This is a genomic window from Psychromonas ingrahamii 37 (genome assembly GCF_000015285.1).
GTDB lineage: Bacteria > Pseudomonadota > Gammaproteobacteria > Enterobacterales > Psychromonadaceae > Psychromonas > Psychromonas ingrahamii.
On record NC_008709.1, the window covers coordinates 2,460,916 to 2,482,613 of the forward strand.

Annotated in this window: 14 protein-coding genes and 1 pseudogene; 5 read left to right on the forward strand and 10 right to left on the reverse strand. The window is 40.0% G+C overall.

Annotated elements, in window-relative coordinates; genetic code table 11:
* Nucleotides 1-268: 268 nt before the first annotated feature.
* The 3 genes and pseudogenes from PING_RS10475 to PING_RS20980 form a co-directional block, all read right to left on the reverse strand.
* Nucleotides 269-2,698, reverse strand: coding sequence for a heavy metal translocating P-type ATPase (locus PING_RS10475; RefSeq protein ID WP_011770344.1), 2,430 nt, complete (start codon nt 2,696-2,698; stop codon nt 269-271).
* Between the two features lie 529 nt (nt 2,699-3,227).
* On the reverse strand, nt 3,228-3,710 hold the full coding sequence (locus PING_RS10480) for a M24 family metallopeptidase (protein WP_232279355.1): 483 nt from the start codon (nt 3,708-3,710) through the stop codon (nt 3,228-3,230).
* A 267-nt stretch (nt 3,711-3,977) separates the two neighbouring features.
* Nucleotides 3,978-4,955 (reverse strand): annotated as a pseudogene (locus PING_RS20980) (transposase).
* A gap of 847 nt (nt 4,956-5,802) precedes the next feature.
* Here PING_RS20980 and PING_RS19505 point away from each other — a divergent pair.
* Nucleotides 5,803-8,820 carry a PAS domain S-box protein gene (locus PING_RS19505; protein WP_011770345.1) on the forward strand — a complete coding sequence of 1,006 codons (3,018 nt, stop codon included), beginning with the start codon at nt 5,803-5,805 and terminating at the stop codon, nt 8,818-8,820.
* A complete protein-coding gene (locus PING_RS10495; RefSeq protein WP_011770346.1) occupies nt 8,821-9,993 on the forward strand; it encodes a GGDEF/EAL domain-containing response regulator in 1,173 nt (390 codons plus the stop codon). It abuts the gene before it with no gap.
* Between the two features lie 375 nt (nt 9,994-10,368).
* On the opposite strand, the gene PING_RS10500 is transcribed toward PING_RS10495, so the two are convergent.
* Both PING_RS10500 and PING_RS10505 read right to left on the reverse strand, forming a co-directional pair.
* A complete protein-coding gene (locus tag PING_RS10500) occupies nt 10,369-11,535 on the reverse strand; it encodes a M24 family metallopeptidase (protein ID WP_011770347.1) in 1,167 nt (388 codons plus the stop codon).
* A gap of 563 nt (nt 11,536-12,098) precedes the next feature.
* Nucleotides 12,099-13,247 carry a M20 aminoacylase family protein gene (locus PING_RS10505; RefSeq protein WP_011770348.1) on the reverse strand — a complete coding sequence of 383 codons (1,149 nt, stop codon included), beginning with the start codon at nt 13,245-13,247 and terminating at the stop codon, nt 12,099-12,101.
* Between the two features lie 381 nt (nt 13,248-13,628).
* On the opposite strand from PING_RS10505, the gene PING_RS10510 reads away from it, so the two are divergent.
* The 3 genes from PING_RS10510 to PING_RS10520 all read left to right on the forward strand — a co-directional run bounded on the left by PING_RS10510 (nt 13,629) and on the right by PING_RS10520 (nt 15,964).
* Nucleotides 13,629-14,300, forward strand: a complete 672-nt coding sequence (locus PING_RS10510; RefSeq protein ID WP_011770349.1) for a helix-turn-helix transcriptional regulator — start codon at nt 13,629-13,631, stop codon at nt 14,298-14,300.
* 9 nt (nt 14,301-14,309) lie between these two features.
* Nucleotides 14,310-14,690, forward strand: coding sequence for a RidA family protein (locus tag PING_RS10515; RefSeq protein WP_011770350.1), 381 nt, complete (start codon nt 14,310-14,312; stop codon nt 14,688-14,690).
* 101 nt (nt 14,691-14,791) lie between these two features.
* A complete protein-coding gene (locus PING_RS10520) occupies nt 14,792-15,964 on the forward strand; it encodes a diaminopropionate ammonia-lyase (protein WP_011770351.1) in 1,173 nt (390 codons plus the stop codon).
* A 581-nt stretch (nt 15,965-16,545) separates the two neighbouring features.
* Here the strand turns inward: PING_RS10520 and PING_RS10525 are convergent.
* From PING_RS10525 to PING_RS10545, 5 genes are all read right to left on the reverse strand, one after another.
* A complete protein-coding gene (locus PING_RS10525) occupies nt 16,546-17,337 on the reverse strand; it encodes a maleate cis-trans isomerase family protein (protein ID WP_011770352.1) in 792 nt (263 codons plus the stop codon).
* A gap of 49 nt (nt 17,338-17,386) precedes the next feature.
* On the reverse strand, nt 17,387-18,277 hold the full coding sequence (locus PING_RS10530; RefSeq protein ID WP_011770353.1) for a DMT family transporter: 891 nt from the start codon (nt 18,275-18,277) through the stop codon (nt 17,387-17,389).
* A 22-nt stretch (nt 18,278-18,299) separates the two neighbouring features.
* The gene (locus PING_RS10535; protein ID WP_011770354.1) at nt 18,300-19,637 is read right to left on the reverse strand and encodes a TRAP transporter large permease; all 1,338 of its coding nucleotides are present in this window, start codon (nt 19,635-19,637) and stop codon (nt 18,300-18,302) included.
* The gene (locus PING_RS10540; RefSeq protein WP_011770355.1) at nt 19,634-20,173 is read right to left on the reverse strand and encodes a TRAP transporter small permease; all 540 of its coding nucleotides are present in this window, start codon (nt 20,171-20,173) and stop codon (nt 19,634-19,636) included. Before PING_RS10540 ends, PING_RS10535 begins: the two co-directional genes overlap by 4 nt.
* A 70-nt stretch (nt 20,174-20,243) precedes the next feature.
* A complete protein-coding gene (locus PING_RS10545) occupies nt 20,244-21,293 on the reverse strand; it encodes a TRAP transporter substrate-binding protein (protein WP_011770356.1) in 1,050 nt (349 codons plus the stop codon).
* Between the last annotated feature and the right edge of the window lie 405 nt (nt 21,294-21,698).

Below are 21,698 nucleotides of genomic sequence, written 5' to 3' on the forward strand. Positions count from 1 at the left end.
TATTTCTCCCAAACGAGCGTAAGAAGCTATCTCACTTTCGCCCCCAACGACTTAAAAACTAAAAATAAGCGAGCATTTCTGAATTAAGTATGGCCTTTTATTACTCACCCAAAGGTAAATAACAAAAGGCCATTGATTGGTAGCTTTTTGGAAATAACATGACCGTGTTATGGCAATGCAGATAACACCTAACGGATCGTTAGGTGTTTAAACAACCTGCTCACACGACCTATTCTTATTAGTTAGCCAGACATTAATTTTTTACGTTTTATAATTTCACCCTCTTTAGTCTCAGTGAATTACTGATCACTGAAACGGAGCTGAAGCTCATGGCTGCGGCAGCGATCATTGGTGACAGCAATATGCCAAAGAAGGGAAACAGTACTCCCGCGGCAATCGGCACACCCGCCGAGTTGTAAAAGAAAGCGAAAAATAAATTCTGCCTGATATTACGCATAGTGGCCCGGCTTAATCGTCTGGCCCTGACAATGCCCCGTAAATCGCCTTTGACTAAAGTGATGCTGGCGCTTTCTATGGCCACATCGGTGCCAGTGCCCATGGCAATACCGACATGAGCCTGAGCCAGTGCCGGCGCATCGTTGATGCCGTCACCCGCCATGGCAACAATATGGCCTTCTGCCTGAAGTTTTTTGATAAGTGTAGCTTTCTCTTCAGGCAGTACTTCGGCATGTACCTGATCGATTTCCAGCTTGCCTGCAACCGCCTTGGCAGTGATCTGATTGTCACCGGTAATCATCACTATTTTGATACCTTCGCCATGCAAATCACGAATGGCTTCGGCAGTTGACTCCTTGATCGGATCAGCGACGCCGATTAACCCCGCTGCCTTGCCATTGATGGCAATCAGCATAACCGTCTGTCCTTCGGCGCGTTGCTGGTCTGCTTGTTGAGATAAATTTTCCACGTTGATTCCCAGACTTTCCATCAGTGCAACATTGCCCGCTGCGACAGATTCTCCATCAACCTCACCGGTGACCCCTTTTCCGGTCAGCGACTTAAAATTATCGGCCTTAACCAGCTTGATACCCTTTTCTTCAGCACCACGCACAATGGCTTCCGCCAAAGGGTGTTCGCTAGCCCGTTCGAGGCTGGCGACCAGACGTACCAGTTGATCCTCGTCAAATCCCTCTTCCGCCTGCACTGCAACCAGCTTTGGCTTACCCTCGGTCAGCGTACCGGTCTTGTCCACCACCAGAGTATCGACCTTTTCCATGATCTCCAGCGCTTCGGCATTCTTGATCAAAACACCGGCCGTGGCACCGCGCCCCGTCCCGACCATAATCGAAATGGGTGTAGCAAGTCCCAATGCGCAGGGACAGGCGATGATCAATACCGCAACCGCATTGACTACGGCATGTGCCAGACGCGGTTCCGGCCCCCATCCGAACCACACGGCAAAAGTAAGCACAGCACAACCCACAATAGCAGGGACAAAATATCCCGCCACGAGATCGGCCAACTTTTGAATGGGCGCTCGCGTACGCTGTGCTTTGGCTACCATATCGACAATTTGTGCCAACAGAGTATCGGAACCAACTTTTTCTGCCCGCATTAATAAACTGCCAGTTCCATTAACCGTCGCGCCGATCAGCTTCTCACCGGCTGATTTTGTCACCGGGAGCGATTCGCCGGTGACCATGGATTCATCAATGTTGCTATCTCCTTCGATAACCGTACCATCTACCGGTACTTTATCACCGGGACGAACACGCAAGGTAGCACCGGACTGTACCTGATCCAGCGGGATATCCTCTTCCGTTCCATCCTCCCGTACGATACGGGCTGTATTAGGAGCAAGACTGAGCAGCATCTCAATGGCCGCATTGGTTCGAGAGCGGGCGCGCAATTCAAGCACCTGCCCAAGCAGAACTAGGGTTGTGATCATGGCCGCAGCTTCAAAATAAACAGGCACCAGCCCGTCAGACATCTGCATGATGGTTGGAAAGAGCCCGGGTAACAACAGAGCCACCATGCTGTAGCTCCAGGAGACCGAGACACCCAGCGCGATCAGGGTAAACATATTCAGGTTCCAGGTCCGGACAGATTGCCAGCCGCGCACAAAAAATGGCCAACCGCCCCAGACAACAACAGGTGTCGCCAGCGCACATTCAATCCATTGCACCATCTGCAGCGACAGCCAGTTTGGTAACCAGCCAGGCAGCATATCGGCAGTCATGGCCAGAAAAAAGACCGGCAGAGCGAGCGCGGTACAACCCCAAAAACGCCGGCTCATATCGATAAGCTCTTCATTTTTTTGTTCACCGCCGGATGTCTCCCCCTCCAGAGCCATTCCGCACTTGGGGCAATTACCGGGGCTATCCTGAGTAACGTCAGGATGCATGGGACAGGTATAGGTGGTTGCCGTCGCCGTTGCCGACACGCCTATCGTCTCCAGCGCCATCCCGCATTTTGGGCAGGTTCCGGGATCGTGCTGTTGAATTTCAGGATGCATGGGGCAGGTGTAGGTCTTTGACTCACCCTCTGTTTTACTTGGTGGGGACGTTTCCTTATCCAGATACTGTTCAGGCTGCTCCTTGAATTTCTTCAGGCAGTGTTCACTGCAGAATAAATACTGTTTATCGGCATAATCGTAAGTGTGTTTGGAGTCATGTGATACCGACATGTCACAGACTGGATCGTTAAGCTGGTCTTGTTCTTTATTTAGTTTTGCACTCATATCTCCATCTTCCTTCTAGAAACCTAATCAAAAATTGGCTATTTATGTGCTCTTTGTCGTTAAATGGTACAACTATTCGCCTTAAAAAACTATAAAACCGTATATGGACTCTACTTATTTTACAATATGACTTTTCATAAATATCAAGATGTGGTCGTATATACGGCTTTTAGTGAAAGAGAAAGGAAAAACTGGACACACATACCTTATATTCTTTTAAATCATTATTTTAACTATCGTATTCTACTCAACTAAAAATAAATATCACACCATAAAAAAGGCATACAAACTAAGTTCAACTGAGCAAATGGAGACCATAGAGAATAAAAATATAAGATGATTAAGGCACAAACCGACTTAAAAATATTGTAGAAATAACTCTAATGTAGTGGTTATGTATATTGAGCCTCCCCTCAACAACAAAGCCTCAATTATTTAAATATAATTGAGGCTTTGTTTAATTTTATTCTTCTATGAGGGTACAAAGCGACATACATTTCAACCAGTACGCTTGGAAATCAAGTTCAAATCACTTTATAATGATAAGTTCAGCTTCAGCACGTCTACTTAGCCACTCAGCCCCATCTTCTGTGATCACAATATTCTCTTCATGTACCATTGATTTACCTGGAGCGTAAACCATTCCAGGTTCAAGCGTCATTACCATACCTGGTTTTAATACACTGTTATCTGTTGCGGTATTTGATGGGCGTTCAGTTAATTCCATTCCTAACCCGTGACCAAGGCGACCAACATCATTATCTAATGCACCATTCGCTTCTAATACACTCCACATTGCATTATAAATATCAGATGTCGTGTTTCCTGGTTTAGCCGCTTCAAAGCCTTTGGTTGTTGCTTTATATGTCGCTCGATATGCCGATTTAGTTTCTTCACTCGCATAACCAAATGCCCAATTTCGATCAAAGTCAGAAAAATAACCATCACGAACAGCACCGGTATCAATAATCAGCACATCCCCTTTTTCAATGACACGATCAGTAGGACCCATAATGATACTGTTATAACCATCCGCGCCAGAACCACTAAAGAAGAATCATGCAACCTAAAAAGAATCATGCCCCCCATTTCTCTAATTAATCAATAGCCTCTTTCAGCATTCATTTCGATAGAATTTTATAACTATTAAAACGCATCAATTGAACGTTTTTCAATAAATTGGGCTGTAGATTGTTAAATATGAGGAATATGGCTGTAATAGCAGAAGCTTGATCTTAATCAAGCCAAGGATGATTTACAGGTAGTTTAAAATTAAGCTTTAAGCACACAACCAGCGTTGGCAGTTTGCTGCGCCGTGGCGTCGCTTTCGGTCTAAATGTTCACAGTATTCAGTTAATGCTGGTAAGGCACCTACCGGCCCTTTAAATAAATGACCAAATTCGGTGGTGATTTTAAGCCAGTTATCTGCAGGAATGTTAAGTCTATTCAGGATATCTTGACTGTGTGAACTAATGGCACCGCGCTTCTCTTATCATATGATTTGACTGGTATCTTCTACAAGCACAATGTAATCCTTCACGCTGAACATCAGCCCTTCAGGCATATTAAGGCGTTCATCACCTACAAACGGCAGTAATTCTGCTGGTTGCTCGCCTTTTATGGCGGAATGAATTCTTCGCTGAATGCTGGTGTGATCTGAGGTTTCAGGGGTTGTCACCATTTTGGCGCGAATGGGGTTCAAATCAACATACGCCATACAAGCTAATACGGCTGTTTCATCGAGTAATGCCTGAGATTTAAAGCGTCCTTCCCAGAATCTGCCAGTACAGCTATCTTCTTTGTTGGCCTGTCTTGCAATCGGCTCACTGAGTGAGCGCATAAACCAGCTAATATCGATTAAACGTCGACGATATTCGGTAATGCAGTCATTAACAGTTTCAAGCTCAAACTCATTAAGGTCTTTACCTTTAACAAATTTCTGCGTCAGCAACGTGCCTTTAAAGCCTTTGTGCCATTGAACAAGCACTGCTTTATCTGACCAGCTTTTAGCTTTATCAGGATCCACTTTAAGGACAACATGCAGGTGATTACTCATGGCAGCATAGGCACAGATATCAATCACAAAGATAGTGGCAAGCTCAAGAATACGAGAGTCAACCCAATCTCGACGATGTTCATAGTTTTCACCTGTCGTACTATCAATGCCACATAAGAATGCTTTACGAACAACACGTGAGCAACAATGATAGTAAGGCGTGTCATCTAAGCTCACTATTGTTTTTCTTGGTCTAGCCATCATTTATTACCTGCAAGTAAATAAATGATGGCCAGACCAGTGCACAAATATTCGCCAATAATTATGGGTGGCTGAGTTAAACTCGGCGCACATATCACCAGGAAATGCTCCAGCACTAACGACTAATTCAAGTTCAACAATAGCAACAAACTACAGAATTTTATAATCTTCAACTTTTTGTAAAACTGGGCCTATTCCCCGAGCAGGCGGAGGCGGGCTTCTTAAATATTTACCCTCCTTAAAAACGCCATCCCATAGGTTCACAAAGCCCCACAAATCTGAATACTTTATTCTGCGAATTTCTATGTTTCTCCGAAGACCATAAGCCTTAAATTTCTAATTAGACAAAATTGTAGGGAACTATTTTGAACAGCTTTAGCTGGCCACGTAGTGGGGAATAACAAGATGTTATGAATCAAATCAAGCACAAAGACTAAAACGTAGTTTTATGTCTAGCTAGCATGTCTTTTAACCTGCAGAAATGAACAGAAAATGAATGGATTTGGTATTAGGTGATTGTAACTTAATAACTTTACAGTACGAACAAAGGCTAAACGCTAAAATAACTACCACTTCTAAACCAAATAGTGTATTTTTAAGTAATAATCCGACACTAAATTAGCCACCGGCTTTGCAACAAATCTACGCGTTAAAAACCTAAAAAAAGTCGATAGTGCTAAAAGCTAAACCTAAATGGCGGAAAGGCAGAAAATTTCAATTTACGAACTTAAGAACCTCGAAAGCCATAATACGGTGTAAATTCGACTAAACTTATAATCTTAGCAGCATTGAAAATCAGCTCATAGTGTTCTTTTACTGCCATGACGCCCGCGAGTAAGGAATGTTAATGCAAAGATACTATTATCTCATTATTACTGTGGGCACGTGTTTGTTTCTTTTATTGGGGTGGCAGTCCTATTCTAATATCGAAAAACAGCTACGCTTTGCTCTCTTCGAAACATTCAATACCACATTAAGCCTTACTCAACAGGGGGTGCAATCTTGGGTAAATGAAAACCAACATACCGTAAACACTCTCGCTGTTGCGGATGAGGTTATCTCGCTAACCGAGCAACTTCTAGCCATTAAACGCACACCCGAGTCTTTAAAAATCTCAGCCCTTCAAAGCCAGATTCGAAAAATTATTCAGCCGACTTTGGCATCGCATAAACTGAGTGGTTTTTTCCTTATCTCTCTTGATGATATCAACCTTGCATCAACCCGTGATGAGAACATTGGGCTAGTTAACTTACTTTCCAAGCAGCCTAATTTTTTGAACAAACTGAAGAGCGGCGAAACGGTTGTTACCCTGCCTCAAGTTTCCGATGTTCTATTGGAGAATCAAGAAGGCAAAACGATGTCTAACTACCCCACGATGTTTATGGGCACCCCGGTAAGAGACAAAAACAATAAGATCATAGCGCTGCTCACTTTACGGATAGACCCCGCATCGAACTTCATCCCGCTTTTTCAACGCGGTCGGCTCGGAGAAACGGGAGAAACCTATGCCTTTAATCGTCAAGGAGTTCTGATTAGCAGCAGTCGCTTCGACGATCAACTGCGCAATTTGGGGCTTCTTGATAAAAACCAGAGCAGCATTTTAAACGTCACTTTACCCGAATTTTCCCTGGAAACTTCATCAATAGGCGATCAGGGTGAAAAAAGTAGCTTGACTCGAATGGTGCAATCAGCGCTCAAAGGTCAGAGTTCGAGCGCGCTTCTCCCCTATATTGATTACCGCGGCATCGAAGTGGTGGGCGCTTGGGCCTGGGTTGAAAAATTGAACTTAGGAATAGCCACAACGCAAGATACCGATGAGGCTTTGGGCCCGCTAAATACGGCACGAAAAATATTTATCATTTTTTGTTCTATCACTATTTTTGGTTTCTTTTTTGCGCTGACATTATCTGAATTGAGCCGGAGAAAGCTATTGACTGAGATTAAAGCCAGACAGTTTGCTGAGAAAGAATTGCATAAACTCTCGATCGCCGTCGAACAGAGCCCGTCGTCCGTAATGATAACTGACCTTGAGGGTATTATAGAATACGTTAATCCAAAGTTTACAGAAGTGTCGGGGTTTTCTCGTTTAGAAACAATAGGGAAAAATGCCAGAATACTCCAAGATCATGGGTGTTCTTCTGATAATTATCTTGATATGTGGAAGCAACTAAGGTCAGGAAAAAGCTGGATTGGAGAACTGATCAATCAACGAAAAGATGGCAAAGAATATATTGAACTGATTAAAATGGCTCCACTCGTTGATCAACAGGGAGTCACCACAAATTACATCGGCGTGACAGAAGATATCACTGAACGTAAGAAAAATGAGAGAGAAACAGAGTATTCGAAATTAATGCTCGAAAGCGTGCTTAATACTGTCGGTGAAGCGATTATTACGGCAAACAAGGATGGCTATATTATTATGGCCAACCAAGCAACCGCAGATATTTGGAAACATAATATTGATGATTTAATCGGCATGAACCTGTGTGAGCTGATGCCTGAAAAATACCGTGAAGCCCATAGAAACGGTATGAAACGGTACTTATTAAGTGGTCAAGGAAAAGTATTGAATCGAAGAATAGAACTGGAAGGACTCCTTGCAACGGGTGAGATATTTCCAATGGAAATACTTATCAGCGATACTAGGTTTGGTGAAGAAAGGATGTTCACGGCTGCGCTACGTGACATCACGGAGCGTAAAGCTACCGAGAGAAAAATGCGCCGAATGCAGAAGATGGATGCAATAGGTGAACTATCCGGCGGCTTAGCACATGATTTCAACAATTTGTTGGGAATTATTATCGGTAATCTGGATCTAATGAGTCGCAAACTAGAAGCCGGGTCAAAGCTTCTAGAACAGCTTGAAACAACTCAAAATGCGGCTCTACGTGGGGCTGATTTAACCCGGCGACTACTTAATTTCGCCCGGCACTCCGCCCTCTCCAGCAGTATCGTGAATGTGAATTCAGTGTTAGCCAATATTCAAAAAATGATTGCTAAATCGTTAACGTCAAAAATTTCTCTTAAAACAATATTCAGTGATGATTTGTGGATGGTCAAACTTGATCCCGGTGATCTTGAAGATGCGATAGTAAATCTTTCGATTAATGCCAGGGATGCGATGCCAAACGGAGGGGAATTAATCTTTGAGACGAGAAATATAGTAGTAGATAACAATGTTTCCCAACAAAAAGCCAATCTAACACCAGGGGAATATGTAGAAGTTGCGGTCAGTGATACCGGGACCGGCATGTCTAAGGAAGTATCTGAATATATTTTTGACCCCTTCTTCTCCACTAAAGAAAAAAATAAAGGGACGGGGCTTGGTCTAACGATGGTTTATGGCTTTGTTCAACGATCCAAAGGTCAAATCTATGTCTCATCAAAGGTCAGCATAGGCACCACCTTTAAGATTTATTTTCCCCGCTCCTTCAGTACTTCCGCCGCCAAACTGCCTTTACCTGAAGAGATTAGCATGATTCAGACAGGCACTGAGACCATCCTTATCGTGGATGACGAAAAAGAGTTGGCTGCTGTCGCACAGGAAATGCTTAGGGAACTTGGATACACCACTATTTGTGCATATAGCGCCGAAGAAGCGTTAAAAATAATAGAAGAAGACAGAACGATTGATCTGGTTTTTTCAGATGTTGTCATGCAGGGGGCGATCGGAGGTTTTGAATTGGCCGTAGCCGTTGCAAACAGATATCCGAATCTGAAAGTGTTATTAACCTCTGGATTTACAGGACAGGTGGAATCCTTTGACAAATATGCACAATGGGAAAAGAATATTATAACTAAACCTTATCGGCGTGACCAGCTCGCTAAACGAATCCGAGCGACCTTGGACGGAAGTAATTAAATGATGGTTATTAAAAAACTCTTAGTGGTTGATGACGAAATTGACTTTGCAAAATTTGTTAAGGATGTCGCTGAAGACTTGGATTTCGAGGTTTTATTAACCGATAATCCTGTGGAGTTCAGTAGCCTGTATTGCAACAACATTGACATTGTTGTTCTTGATTTATTTATGCCCGGAACCGATGGTATTGAACTGCTCAGGTACTTAGCAGATAACAATAGCCACGCATCTGTTATTTTTATGAGTGGAAGAAACAGCAGTGTGCTTCATTCAGCAAAGGAGTTAGCTTCCGAACAAGGCATCAGCGTATTAGGCACGCTTCAAAAGCCGTTTAGGGCAAAGGAATTAGAGGATGTTTTAAATAAATATATTAAATATTCTCCCATATTTGCTGTTAATAACGACTTAGCTTCCGTGGAAGAGCTTGCTCAGGCCATAAAAGAGAAGGCATTATTTCTTGTCTACCAACCCCAGGTCACAATAAGTGACAGAGAGGTAGTTGGTGTTGAGGCGCTCGTTCGCTGGAAACATCCGACCAAAGGAATGATTCCTCCAGACTATTTTATTCCAATGGCAGAAGAAAATGGCTTAATTGCAGCTATTACGATGTTTACTACTAAGACAGCTATTCGCCAGCAAGGAATATGGAGAACCCAAGGCCGCAATATGCGAATGTCAATCAATATGTCTCCCAAAATCCTTGATGATCTGGACCTGCCGAGTAAAATTGAAGCTTGCGTTAAAGCGCTGGGTGCTGATATTTCAAAACTGGTGATTGAGGTAACAGAGACAGCTCTGACAACTAACCTTGCTCTATACATGGATATATTGGCACGTTTACGCATGAAAGGCTTCGGGATCTCTATCGATGACTTCGGAACCGGATACTCGTCCCTGCAACAACTCATTCGCGCCCCTTTTACTGAACTGAAAATTGATCGGGCTTTTATTCGAAACATAAAGACAGACAAGGAATCCTATACGATCAGTAAAATATCTATCATGCTTGCACATGAGTTTGGGATGAAAGCCGTTGCTGAGGGAATTGAAACCGAGGCCGAGTGGAATATATTAAAACAACTCGGCTGTGACGAAGGCCAAGGATATTGGATCGGCAGACCTATGCCCCCTGAGGAAATCGAGTCGTGGATTAAAAGTTGGTCAGCTGACTGAGCGCACCAAAGAACAGCAATAAAAGGCTCGAAAGCCAATCTTTTTCAGGTAAATTTCAGGTCTTTTTAAGCAACACCTTCGTCCTGCCCTCACACTGATAGGTTGATGGTAGGCTGTGGCGTTAAAGTCAGTTAATTCTTATGCCTGGGAATGGGATCAAGATTCGGCTCCACAATACTAAGACGATTAGGGCACAAACCGACTTAAAAATATTGTAGAAATAACTTTAATATAGTGGTTATGTATATTGAGCCTCCCCTCAACAACAAAGCCTCAATTATTTAAATATAATTGAGGCTTTGTTTAATTTTATTCTTCTATGAGGTTACAAAGCGACATACATTTCAACCAGTACGCTTGGAAATCAAGTTCAAATCACTTTATAATGATAAGTTCAGCTTCAGCACGTCTACTTAGCCACTCAGCCCCATCTTCTGTGATCACAATATTCTCTTCATGTACCATTGATTTACCTGAAGCGTAAACCATTCCAGGTTCAAGCGTCATTACCATACCTGGTTTTAATACACTGTTATCTGTTGCGGTATTTGATGGGCGTTCAGTTAATTCCATTCCTAACCCGTGACCAAGGCGACCAACATCATTACCTAATGCACCATTCGCTTCTAATACACTCCACATTGCATTATAAATATCAGATGTCGTGTTTCCTGGTTTAGCCGCTTCAAAGCCTTTGGTTGTTGCTTCATATGTCGCTCGATATGCCGATTTAGTTTCTTCACTCGCATAACCAAATGCCCAATTTCGATCAAAGTCAGAAAAATAACCATCACGAACAGCACCGGTATCAATAATCAGCACATCCCCTTTTTCAATGACACGATCAGTAGGACCCATAATGATACTGTTATAACCATCAGCGCCAGAACCACTAATGATATATGGGCATTCATCAGCGCCTTCTTGCAACATATCAATACGAAATTGCTTGCAAATTTCTCTCTCAGACATTCCCACTTGTGCATAATTAGGTAAGTTATCAAAGCCAACATTGGTAATGCGACATATTTCACGTGTTTTTTCAATTTCAGCTTGTGATTTAATCTGACGGAGTTCATGAGTCGCCAAAGAAGTATCTACAAATTCTTTTTTAACTCGGTTCCTTAATGCTAGAAAATTATTAATGGGCATACGTAAATGAGACTCAATGCCCATTGTCACACCAACACGGCCATACTTGCTCACTAAGCCATTTAAGACATTTACTAATAAGCTAATGCCGTCATCTTCAGGACAAGGTGATGCCCACGTAATAATGTTATCAACCCAAGTCCCCGCCATACCACTTGCACCAATCTCTGGAATAACTGCAATGGGTTTACCCTCTGCTGGAATGACCACAAACCAAGGGCGCGTTGGACTTTGCCAAAATTGAGTCTGGAACCCTGTAAAATAACGAACGTTAGGCTCCGTTGTAAAGAGCATCGCATCCAATTTCATTTCATGCATCACTCGCTGTGCGCGTGCTGTTCTATTTTCAAATTCCGCTAATGTAAAACCGCGATCAAGATAACTAGACATGACTAAACTTCCCCTTAGATATTTTCAAAGCAACAAAATTACTTAATATTAACTATTATGCTAAATATCTTTTAAGATAGATTGTATGCATCTGATTTAATTGATAACTTGGCATATTTTCATTTATCGATTATTAACAATACAGTGCTCACACCCCTATAAACATACTGATTAGGCGAGAAAGATGTCGTCATCATCAACCACAATGAATAAAGCAACAGCGTTAAAATGATTTGCACGTAAGATCAAAAATAGTCAATATAAGTTAACTACAGGCGAACTAAAGTCTATTTTAAGCCACTCTTTCAAAACGGCATGTACATGACACTCATTTAACTACGGCAAGCAACCGATAATTCCCACCATTAAATGCATCAACCCCTAAAATTGGTCATTTTTTCTGAAAAGCTAATGTTCTAAATAAACGCCCTAATTACAAACCTGAAACACGATATTTTAAATATCGACCTCTAGATTTGGGATCAGCAAGTTCCAGCTTTAACTCCCTCACTAAAAAGAGTGACAAGTAATGATCACTTGAGAGAGACAACACAATAAAACACCTATATTTTTAATTGTTGCTCAACCAATACTTTCCAGAAATCCACACCAGTTAATAACACTTCATCATTAAAATCGTACAAAGCATTATGTAATGCACAACCTCCGATTTCACCAATACCATTACCAACCAAAATATAGCAACTGGGTACTTCACGTTGCATAAAAGAAAAATCTTCACTTATAGTAAACGGACGACAACTACCATTTACTTTATCTTCGCCAACCACAGCTTGCGCAGCCGTAACTGCATTCAATGTTTCAGCTTCGGTGTTTATTGTGGATAAAAATGAGTTATTAAAATTATATTTATAATCAACACCTGCAGCCATGCAACAACCAGCAGTCACACGTTCAATTGCTTTTTCAATTTTTTGCAGCACTTGATCAGTAAAACTACGCGTATCACCTTTAATCGTCACACGAGAAGGGATCACATTTACTGTGCCGTTTGTTGTAAACTCAGTAACCGAAATAACGGCAGGTTCTTTGATTGAATCAAGATTACGCGAAGTAATTGTTTGTAATGCGCACACAATTTGTGAGGCAACCACAATCGGATCTGTCCCCATATGTGGCATAGCAGCATGACCGCCTGTTGCAATAACTTCAATTTCAAAAGCACTTTCACTTGCCATAATTGAACCCGATGTAGTTGCAAATGAGCCCGCTTCAATACCCGGTAAATTATGCATCGCATAAACAGCATCGATATTCCAACGTGTAAATAAACCATCTGCGATCATCGCTTTTGCGCCTAGCCCATGTTCTTCGCAAGGTTGGAAAATAAAATAAATAGTCCCATTAAAATTTTTGCTTTCCGAAAGCACTTTCGCTGCACCAAGCAACATGCTTGTATGTCCATCATGCCCACAGGCATGCATAAGACCTTCATTTTTTGATACATGCTTAAAATCATTTTTTTCACAGATTTTTAGGGCATCCATATCTGCACGTAATCCGATGGTTTTATTACTACTACCACATTTTAAAATACCAACCACACCTGTTTGCCCAATATTACGGTGTACCTCTATGCCAAATTCTTCTAGTTTTTGTGCTACAAAGGCTGAAGTTTCATGCTCTTCAAAGCCAAATTCTGGCTGCTGATGTATTTGGTGACGCCATTGTGTAATTTGTTCTTTTAACATATGAAATACCACGCTATCGATTTTGAAAATAAAAAACGATCTTGTGTTCAAAAACAAGATAGTTAAGTTATGTTAACTTAAGATTAATATAACAGACAGTACATGACAAGAATAAATGACCTGATTGGGCAAAAGAATTTTCATTATGTATTATCCTCTAACGTTCAAACACCATCCATAGCAGATCACTTACAACACATAGGCTCACAGAGAATAACCTCAAATTTACATATCAACAAAAGCACTTTGGCTTTAAATTAACCTCACCATAATAGATAACTAATAGGGAAAGACCCTCTTACAAATAATTACTTTACAGAAAATAATTATAAAAGTAAGATGGCTGCACAGTAACATATTGTTAACTGAAAAAAGATTGAAATGGATGATATAGGCTTGAACATAACCCAAAAAAAACTGAGTCCAGAAGATAAAATGAAGCTAGAAAGTTATTTCCCTCTGGCTGATACTATCGTTTCTTTAATTGGAGAACATTGCGAAATTGTTATTCATTCTCTAGACGAATTAGAACGTTCTGTTGTCAAGATATCAAACGGCAGTATTACAGGCCGTAAAGTAGGTAGCCCAATTACAGACTTGGGCCTTAAAATGCTTGCGCAATATGAAAAAAATAAAAACCAAGTCCAAGAAGGGTATTTTGCCAAAAATGCAAATGGCGATGAGCTCAAATCAGCTACCTTTGTGATCACTGGCTTAAAAGGACAGCCAATAGGTTTATTCTGTATGAATATAAACCTATCGGCACCTTTTAATGAAGTATTAAAAGCATTTTTGCCAAGTGTTGATAGCCTCCCTGTACAAGAGTTATTTAGCTCTAACGCGACTGATGTTATTAACGAATCGCTTAAAAAAACCATTATTGATGTCGACAACGACAATAAGATAATGCTTAAACAACGAAACAAAGAAATAACACGTAGATTATTCGAAAACGGTATTTTTGAATTAAAAGAAGCAACACAACTTGTTGCTCTTGAGCTCAAGATATCAAAACATGCAATTTATAAATACATTCGTGAATTTAAATCCTAGGAGCATATTATGAAAACTATCATCAACACAGCAAAAGCACCTGCAGCAATTGGCCCTTACTCTCAAGCAAATACATTTGGTGATCTTGTATTTACATCAGGTCAGTTAGGCTTGAATGCAGATACAATGGTATTGGTAGAAGGTGGCATCAAAGAGCAATCTTATCAAGTACTTAAAAATCTTGTTATTGTGCTTGAAGCTGCTGGTGCATCAGCTGATACCGTTCTTAAAACAACCTGTTTTATTGCGGATATGAATGACTTTGCTGCATTTAATGAAGTTTATGCTGAATTTTTTGCTAAAAATGCGCCAGCTCGCTTATGTGTAGAAGCTGCTCGTTTACCAAAAGATGCATTAATTGAAGTTGAAGCTATTGCCTATAAAGCATAATTAATAAATTTCATACTGAATTATGTCAGCATAAAAAGAGGTTATATTGATAACCTCTTTAATTATCTATTTTATTTTTACTTTTTTACTTAGGTAACCTTATGATCAATGTAAGTGCAAACTCATTTTTTAATGCTCAATCTTCCAAATTATTTACCCAAGATATAGCTGCTCAAGCTCAATCGTTTCACCAGAAAATTGAAGGTTATACACCGACGCCGTTAATCTCGTTACCTGTACTTGCTAAGTCTCTTGGACTTAAAAATATTTTAGCTAAAGATGAATCACATCGTTTTGGGCTCAATGCTTTTAAAGTGCTTGGTGGCTCTTACGCATTAGGTCAATTACTGGCTGAAAAACTAAATATGTCTCTTTCAGATATTGACCTTAAAACAGTTGCATCCAAGTTCGATTCACCAATGGTATTTACTACTGCAACGGCGGGTAATCACGGAACAGGCGTTGCTTGGGCGGCTCGAGAAATGGGCCAGAAAGCGGTAGTTTACATGCCTAAAGGCGCAGCACAAACGAGTGTTGAACGGATTCGTGGTTTAGGTGCAGAATGCATTGTTACCGATGTTAATTATGATGATACGGTACGACTTGCAAACCAAACAGCACAAGAAAATAATTGGGAATTAGTACAAGATACTGCTTGGGATGGATACGAACAGATTCCGACATGGATATCACAAGGCTACATGACAATGGCTGCTGAAGCGCTCACTCAGCTTGATGGTATAAAACCAACGCATCTTCTTTTACAAGCCGGTGTTGGTGCAATGGCAGGCGGTGTCTTAGGGTATTATGCGGATGCATTAGGTGCTGATAATATCACTTCTGTGATTGTTGAACCTGAAAATGTAGCCTGTATTTATCTTTCTGGAACAAGCGCTGATGGCGAGGTAAAGGCCGTTAGCGGAGAGTTAAACAGTATCATGACCGGTCTTGCTTGTGGAGAGCCCAATCCTGTTACGTGGCCAATTCTTAAAAATTGTAGCAAATATTTTGTCTCCGTCGGTGATAATGTGACTGCCACAGGTATGCGGGTTTTAGCAAACCCACTTCCAGGTGATCAAGCTATTATCAGTGGTGAATCAGGTGCGATCACATTAGGTTTACTTTACGCATTAGCACAATCAGAAACGGGTAAGGCACAAGCAAAAGAGTTAGGGCTAAATGAAGAGTCTGTCGTACTTATCTTTAGTACTGAAGGGGATATTAACCCAGCAAGCTATCAAAACATTGTTTGGAATGGCCAATATCCACTATAAGTGAATTGAATAGTGGGAATATACAGTGCTTTTTATAAGTTAGTCAGAGTGTATTTCCATTATTTTTTATCTTTGGGTAGTAATAAAATCACCAAAAAAATGACACTGTTATAGGCATTTCAACTACAACATTACAACCTTCTTTGCGGGAAGGATTTATTCACTATTAAGGTCTACATTTCAACTTCCTGATATTTATTAACCCCCGTCTTCAAGTCGAATATAAACTTAATCTGAAATCGCTTTCATTTAAGTTGATCATTACCGGATTCTTTACCAATATAATTCATCAATAAATGAAGTTTGAAACGCGAGTTACATTCGATTGTTGTTCTCACTTCGCAAAATCCTATGGAACAATATTGAACCGCTTTAGCTGACCATTAAGTGATGAAAAGCAGGATGTTATTAATAATACTCACAACGCAGTTAGTGATAATGCGAACACCAAGAATGCTCACCTTTTTAATTTTTATATTATTAACCTATGTTTGAAAACAGATAAAAATAATCAATGGATCACTATGATTGTGAAACGCATATTTTAGTCCAATTAAATTGAAACTTTATCCCTAGCGTGGCTAATTAGCGTTAAGTAGACGCCCAAAACCAGGGCAATGAGCATTTGTCCCCGTTAGTGCCATAGCATGCCAAAACATAGCTGAATTACTGCTTACAAATGGACGTTTATACATAGATTCGAAAAGCTCAATATGATCCAGTACACGCAAATTAGTGCAAGACATAAACACTAAGTCCGCATCACTATTGATAAGCATTTTATCAAGCGCATCAATCATAGATTGTTTTGAAATAGTGGTGATCTCTGTATCTTTTTTTATACCTAGAGAGGTTAATGCAACAATCTCAAAGCCTGCTTTCATTAATTGCTGATAAAGAAAGAAATTAACATCTGACGGATAAGGTGAAAATATTGCAATTTTTTTTGCGCCCAGTTTTTTAAATGCGGCTTGTGCGGCAGTCCAAGGATTCGTTGTTGGAATATCACCACGACCTTCACGTAACAACTGCCCTACTCTATTTTCACCGATCACCATCGTTGCAGATGTGCAGCCGAATGCCATAACATCCATAGGTAAATCAGTTGCAATTAACTGAGCTGTCTTTGATATACCGGTTGCAATTGTATCTAGCGCAGCCGGTCGCATATCACCACTATAATAAACCCTTGAACTAAACACGGCTGCTTGTTCGCCAATCAATTTCGCCCAATCCATTTCTAAGGTATGATCTGTACTTAGTTGCACTAAACCAATATGCTTGCGTGACATTCTTGGGGCTGATACATAACTCGCATTCACCTCCAAAGCAGTAAATTTCTCTCGTTCTGTTAATTGGGTTTTCTGATTCATACCATCACCTTAATTGACTCTTTACACGCTATTCATTAGGATATTTAGTTTATCCGCATTGGGTGCCGCCGCGGTTTTTGTAAGTTTTTTTATTTTGATTACTTTCATTATAAATATAATAAACCACAGCAATAAAAATAATAGCGCAACCAACAAAAGTATTGCCTCCTGGTTTTTCACCTAACATCAGAAATACAATAACAGGACCAACCAAAGGCTCTAGCAATAAACAGACGCTTGTTTGTGTGGCATTAATAAAACGCGGTGCTATTTGTAACAATGTAAAACCAATCGGCATAATAAATATCGCGTTAATAAGCACGAACAGGATATCGACACCCTGACCTTGCACCTCTGGTACGCCATTAAACAATGCAATCACCGTTAACAATATCCCTCCCCAAATAAGGCCTGGACTGATATCTGTATCTGCTTTTGATTCTGCCAGGTTAAAGTTAATTGCCATAAATACTGCCGTCGTTAATGGCAACAAGGTACTCATACTAAGCTGATTAATATCACCAAAAGCAATAAAAACAATCCCGGTTAAAACAAAGAAAATAGCTATAATTGAAAACACATGCATTCTTTGATTTAAAAAAAGCCAATTAATAAGTGCCGCAAACACCGGGGAACTACTTATAATAACCATCGTTGATGCCGCACCAATAGTTTGAATCGATGCGGAATAGCAATAAGTTCCCAATGCAAATAACACACCACTTGCAACACCTGTCCAACCTGCTTTTTTTATCGCGACAAAAAAATCGCTTTTGTATCGATAAAGTACTAAACCTGAAAAACCAATAATAAAGCCAATACCACGCCAAAAAATAACATCCGCATGTACAAGAGATATCCAGCGCATCAGGACAACATCAGGTGCTAGTAACAGCACCCCAAAGATAGCAAGGGCAAAACCTTGAGTATTTTTAGTCATTGGAAATGTCCAGCTTTAACGATCATTTATCAAACAGAAAGTCTCGTGGCAGCAATGCTATTTCAGGGAAGAAAATAAGTAAGGCAGACATCAATAACAAGATAGCAATAAAGGGAGGAGTCCCTCTAATGATTTCCATATAAGGTCTATCAAATATCGCTATCGCAGTGAAAATATCACAGCCAAAAGGAGGAGTCGCCGATCCAATCGCCATTTGTAATGCAACTAAAACCCCCACAAGCACAGGATCAAGTCCAGCAGCTGTAATGATAGGCATAAATATCGGCGTCAAAATCAGCAGTACTACAATTGAGTCAACAAACATACAACCAATAAAGAATGATAACGCAATAACAAACATAATAAATTCAGGCGAAGAGCTACCGAGTTCAAGCGGTTCAAGTAATGCTTGCGGAATCATTTCAAAAGAAATATACCAAGAAAATGCTTGTCCAATGCCCACTAAAATAAAGACAACTGCCGTGATTAAACCCGTATTTAACGCTGCCTTAGTAATATCTGAAAAAGTGATCTCTCTATAAATAATGGCTTCGACAATAATGGCATACAGTACGGCAAAAGAAGCCGCTTCAGTTGGAGTAACAATACCCGAATAAATACCACCAATGATCAATGCTGGAAAACCTAAGGGTAATAAGGCATTTTTAATTGCTTTAAGGCGTTCAGGCCAGGTTTTTTTATCAACTAACGCAATAGAATCCTTATGTCGAATACTGTAAACATAGCTATAAATACAAAATAACAAAGCCAGTACAAGACCTGGTGCAATCCCAGCAACAAACAACTCTCCCACGCTCGTATTTGCCAAGGTGCCAAATAAAATAAGCGCGATACTCGGTGGAATTAAATAAGCGATATCACTCGCGTTAATAATTAAGGACATAACAAAACTGTCTTTATAACCCACTTTAAGGAGCTTTGGCCTCATTATCTGACCAACTGCGACAACGGTTGCTTGCGTAGAACCTGAGACAGACCCAAATAAAGTACAACTTAAACAGGCTGTGATCGGTAAACCACCACGTTTATGTCCAACAAATGCCTCGATAAGTTCAAGTAAATAGTTTGCTGTTTTGCCTCGCGTCATAATATCAGCAGCTAAAATAAACATAGGGACAGAAATCAATGCAGTAGGCGAAATGCCGGTCACCATTTGTTGAATAATAACTTGTGGATCAACATCTGAAAAATGCAGTAAACCAATCAAACAAGCAACAGCGAGCGGCACAATCATCGGAAAGCTCATAAAAAGCAATACAACCATAGTAATAACGAGTGCAAAAGTAATCACATAGGGATCAAGTTCTGCAGAAAAAATATCACCGATAAAGTCAATCATAATTGCATATCCTGGTTATCTTTCGTTTCAATAACACTAAAAGATAAATATATTTCTGGGTGTAACAGATTCATAATAAAACTACTTGCATACTGTAATCCCGCGATAAAAAAACCAAAAGGAATGATCGAATAAATAAGATAAACAGGTATTTGCAATGCGGAACTGAGGCGATTGATATCACGGATATCTAAGACATATAAATAAGCTTCATAGCTTAGATAAAACATTAATGTGGCGGTAGAAAAAGCAATAAAGGTGGTCAATATTTTTTGTTTTTTAAAGGATAACATATCGTAAACTGCCGTCATTCGAATATTACGTCCCATTCGAACAGCATATGCAAAACCAACAAAAGTAACGATAACAATTAAAAATTGATTTAATTCTTCAGAAAAATAAAGGCTGTAATTAAAAAGATAACGCCCCATTGCGTTAATCACAGAGTTTAGCATCATCAAAATGATACCCGCACCTATAATAAAGGCTTCTAATTTTTCAGTAACGCGATTTATAATAAACAGAGGGTTTTTCATAATACAGCCTTGTTAAAATGCAAGTAAAAATAGCCCGGTGATTGGGCTATAGTTTGGCAACAATAATAATTTACTCGAGGTTTTTAGCTGCTGCTTTTATTTCTCTTCCTAAGTTATTAACAATATCTTGTGCATTTTGACGTGCTGCGGTTTGTTCACTTTCAGGATAGGTATTGGCAACAAGATCAAAATAAGTATCATGAAGTGATTTACTCAATTCAATAAACTCTCCTCGCTCTTCTTCATTAAGCACAATTACTTTTAAGTCTGGACTTTCTTCGCGAATTTTAACCATGTTTTCACTGTTAATACGCACTTGATAGTCAAACGCAGCTTTATCCGCAGCGGTGATCGCCTTGTTTACCATGGTTTGTTTCTCAGAACTTAAATTATTAAACCACTTGCTGCTTGCAGAAACGGTACTGATGTAAGGCTGCTGGCCCGGGAAAATCAGGTAGTCCTGAACTTCGTGCCACTTAGCATTATAGATAAAGTAGATAGGGTTAACCATGCCATCAACGGTTCCAAGCTGTAGTGCACCATATACTTCACCCCATGATAAAGGAGTCGGTGTTGCACCAAAAACTTTATATGTTTCCGTTGGAATAGCGGATGTAAAGGTTCTAATTTTAACATTCTCAAAATCAGCAGGAGTATGAATAGGTTTATTTGCTCCCCACACCATATCGCCTTCAGACATCATAGAGAGTAGCTTGAGATTGACCGCTTCAAACTTAGGTGATAAACCATTGTAAATTGACTTGCTGTTTGTTAATACTTCATGTACCGCTTCTTCATCAGCGTTTAAGAGATAAGGCAAGCTCAGCGCTTGTATTTCTGGTATATAAGAGCCTATGTGACCTGCTCCAACCGAAACAAATTGAATCGTTCCGTTAGATGCTAATTCAACTATATCGTTTTCAGTTCCAAGTTGACCATAATAATAAATACGAACCTTAATATCTCCCTCAGATTCTTTTTTGATCACTTCAGCAAATTTTTGTGCATATATATCTTGCACATCATTTTTTGCTTCTTCAGATGCAAACTTCCATGTTTCAGCATAAGCTGCTGATGATAATGTAAGTCCTAATATTAATGAAACAAGTGTTTTTTTCATGTTAATTCCTATGTATGAAGATAAAAGATGACTTGCCATGTATGGATATAAAAGATACTTAGCTAGTTACGGCACCTAAAGTCAATAATATTGACCCAAAACGGCAATTTGTTAATCAATAGTTAATAAAATATCACAGAAAAGCTGACTTAAGTCAACAATACTGACCAAAAATGGCAATTATCTTATAAATAGTTAACAAAACGTTACCAGACCGTAAATCAAAAATTAGCCTCTGACAAGCATCAAAAAAGGAAATAAGAGAGATAAGTGAACTTGATCACAAAAATTTCATTATAAATAGAACTTTTTTCTAAGTAGCGAACAGATTACCGGATACTAAAAGTCAGGTAATTAGAGGGCTTAATGAGCACAACTTTTTTGAAACACTTCGATTCCATCGTA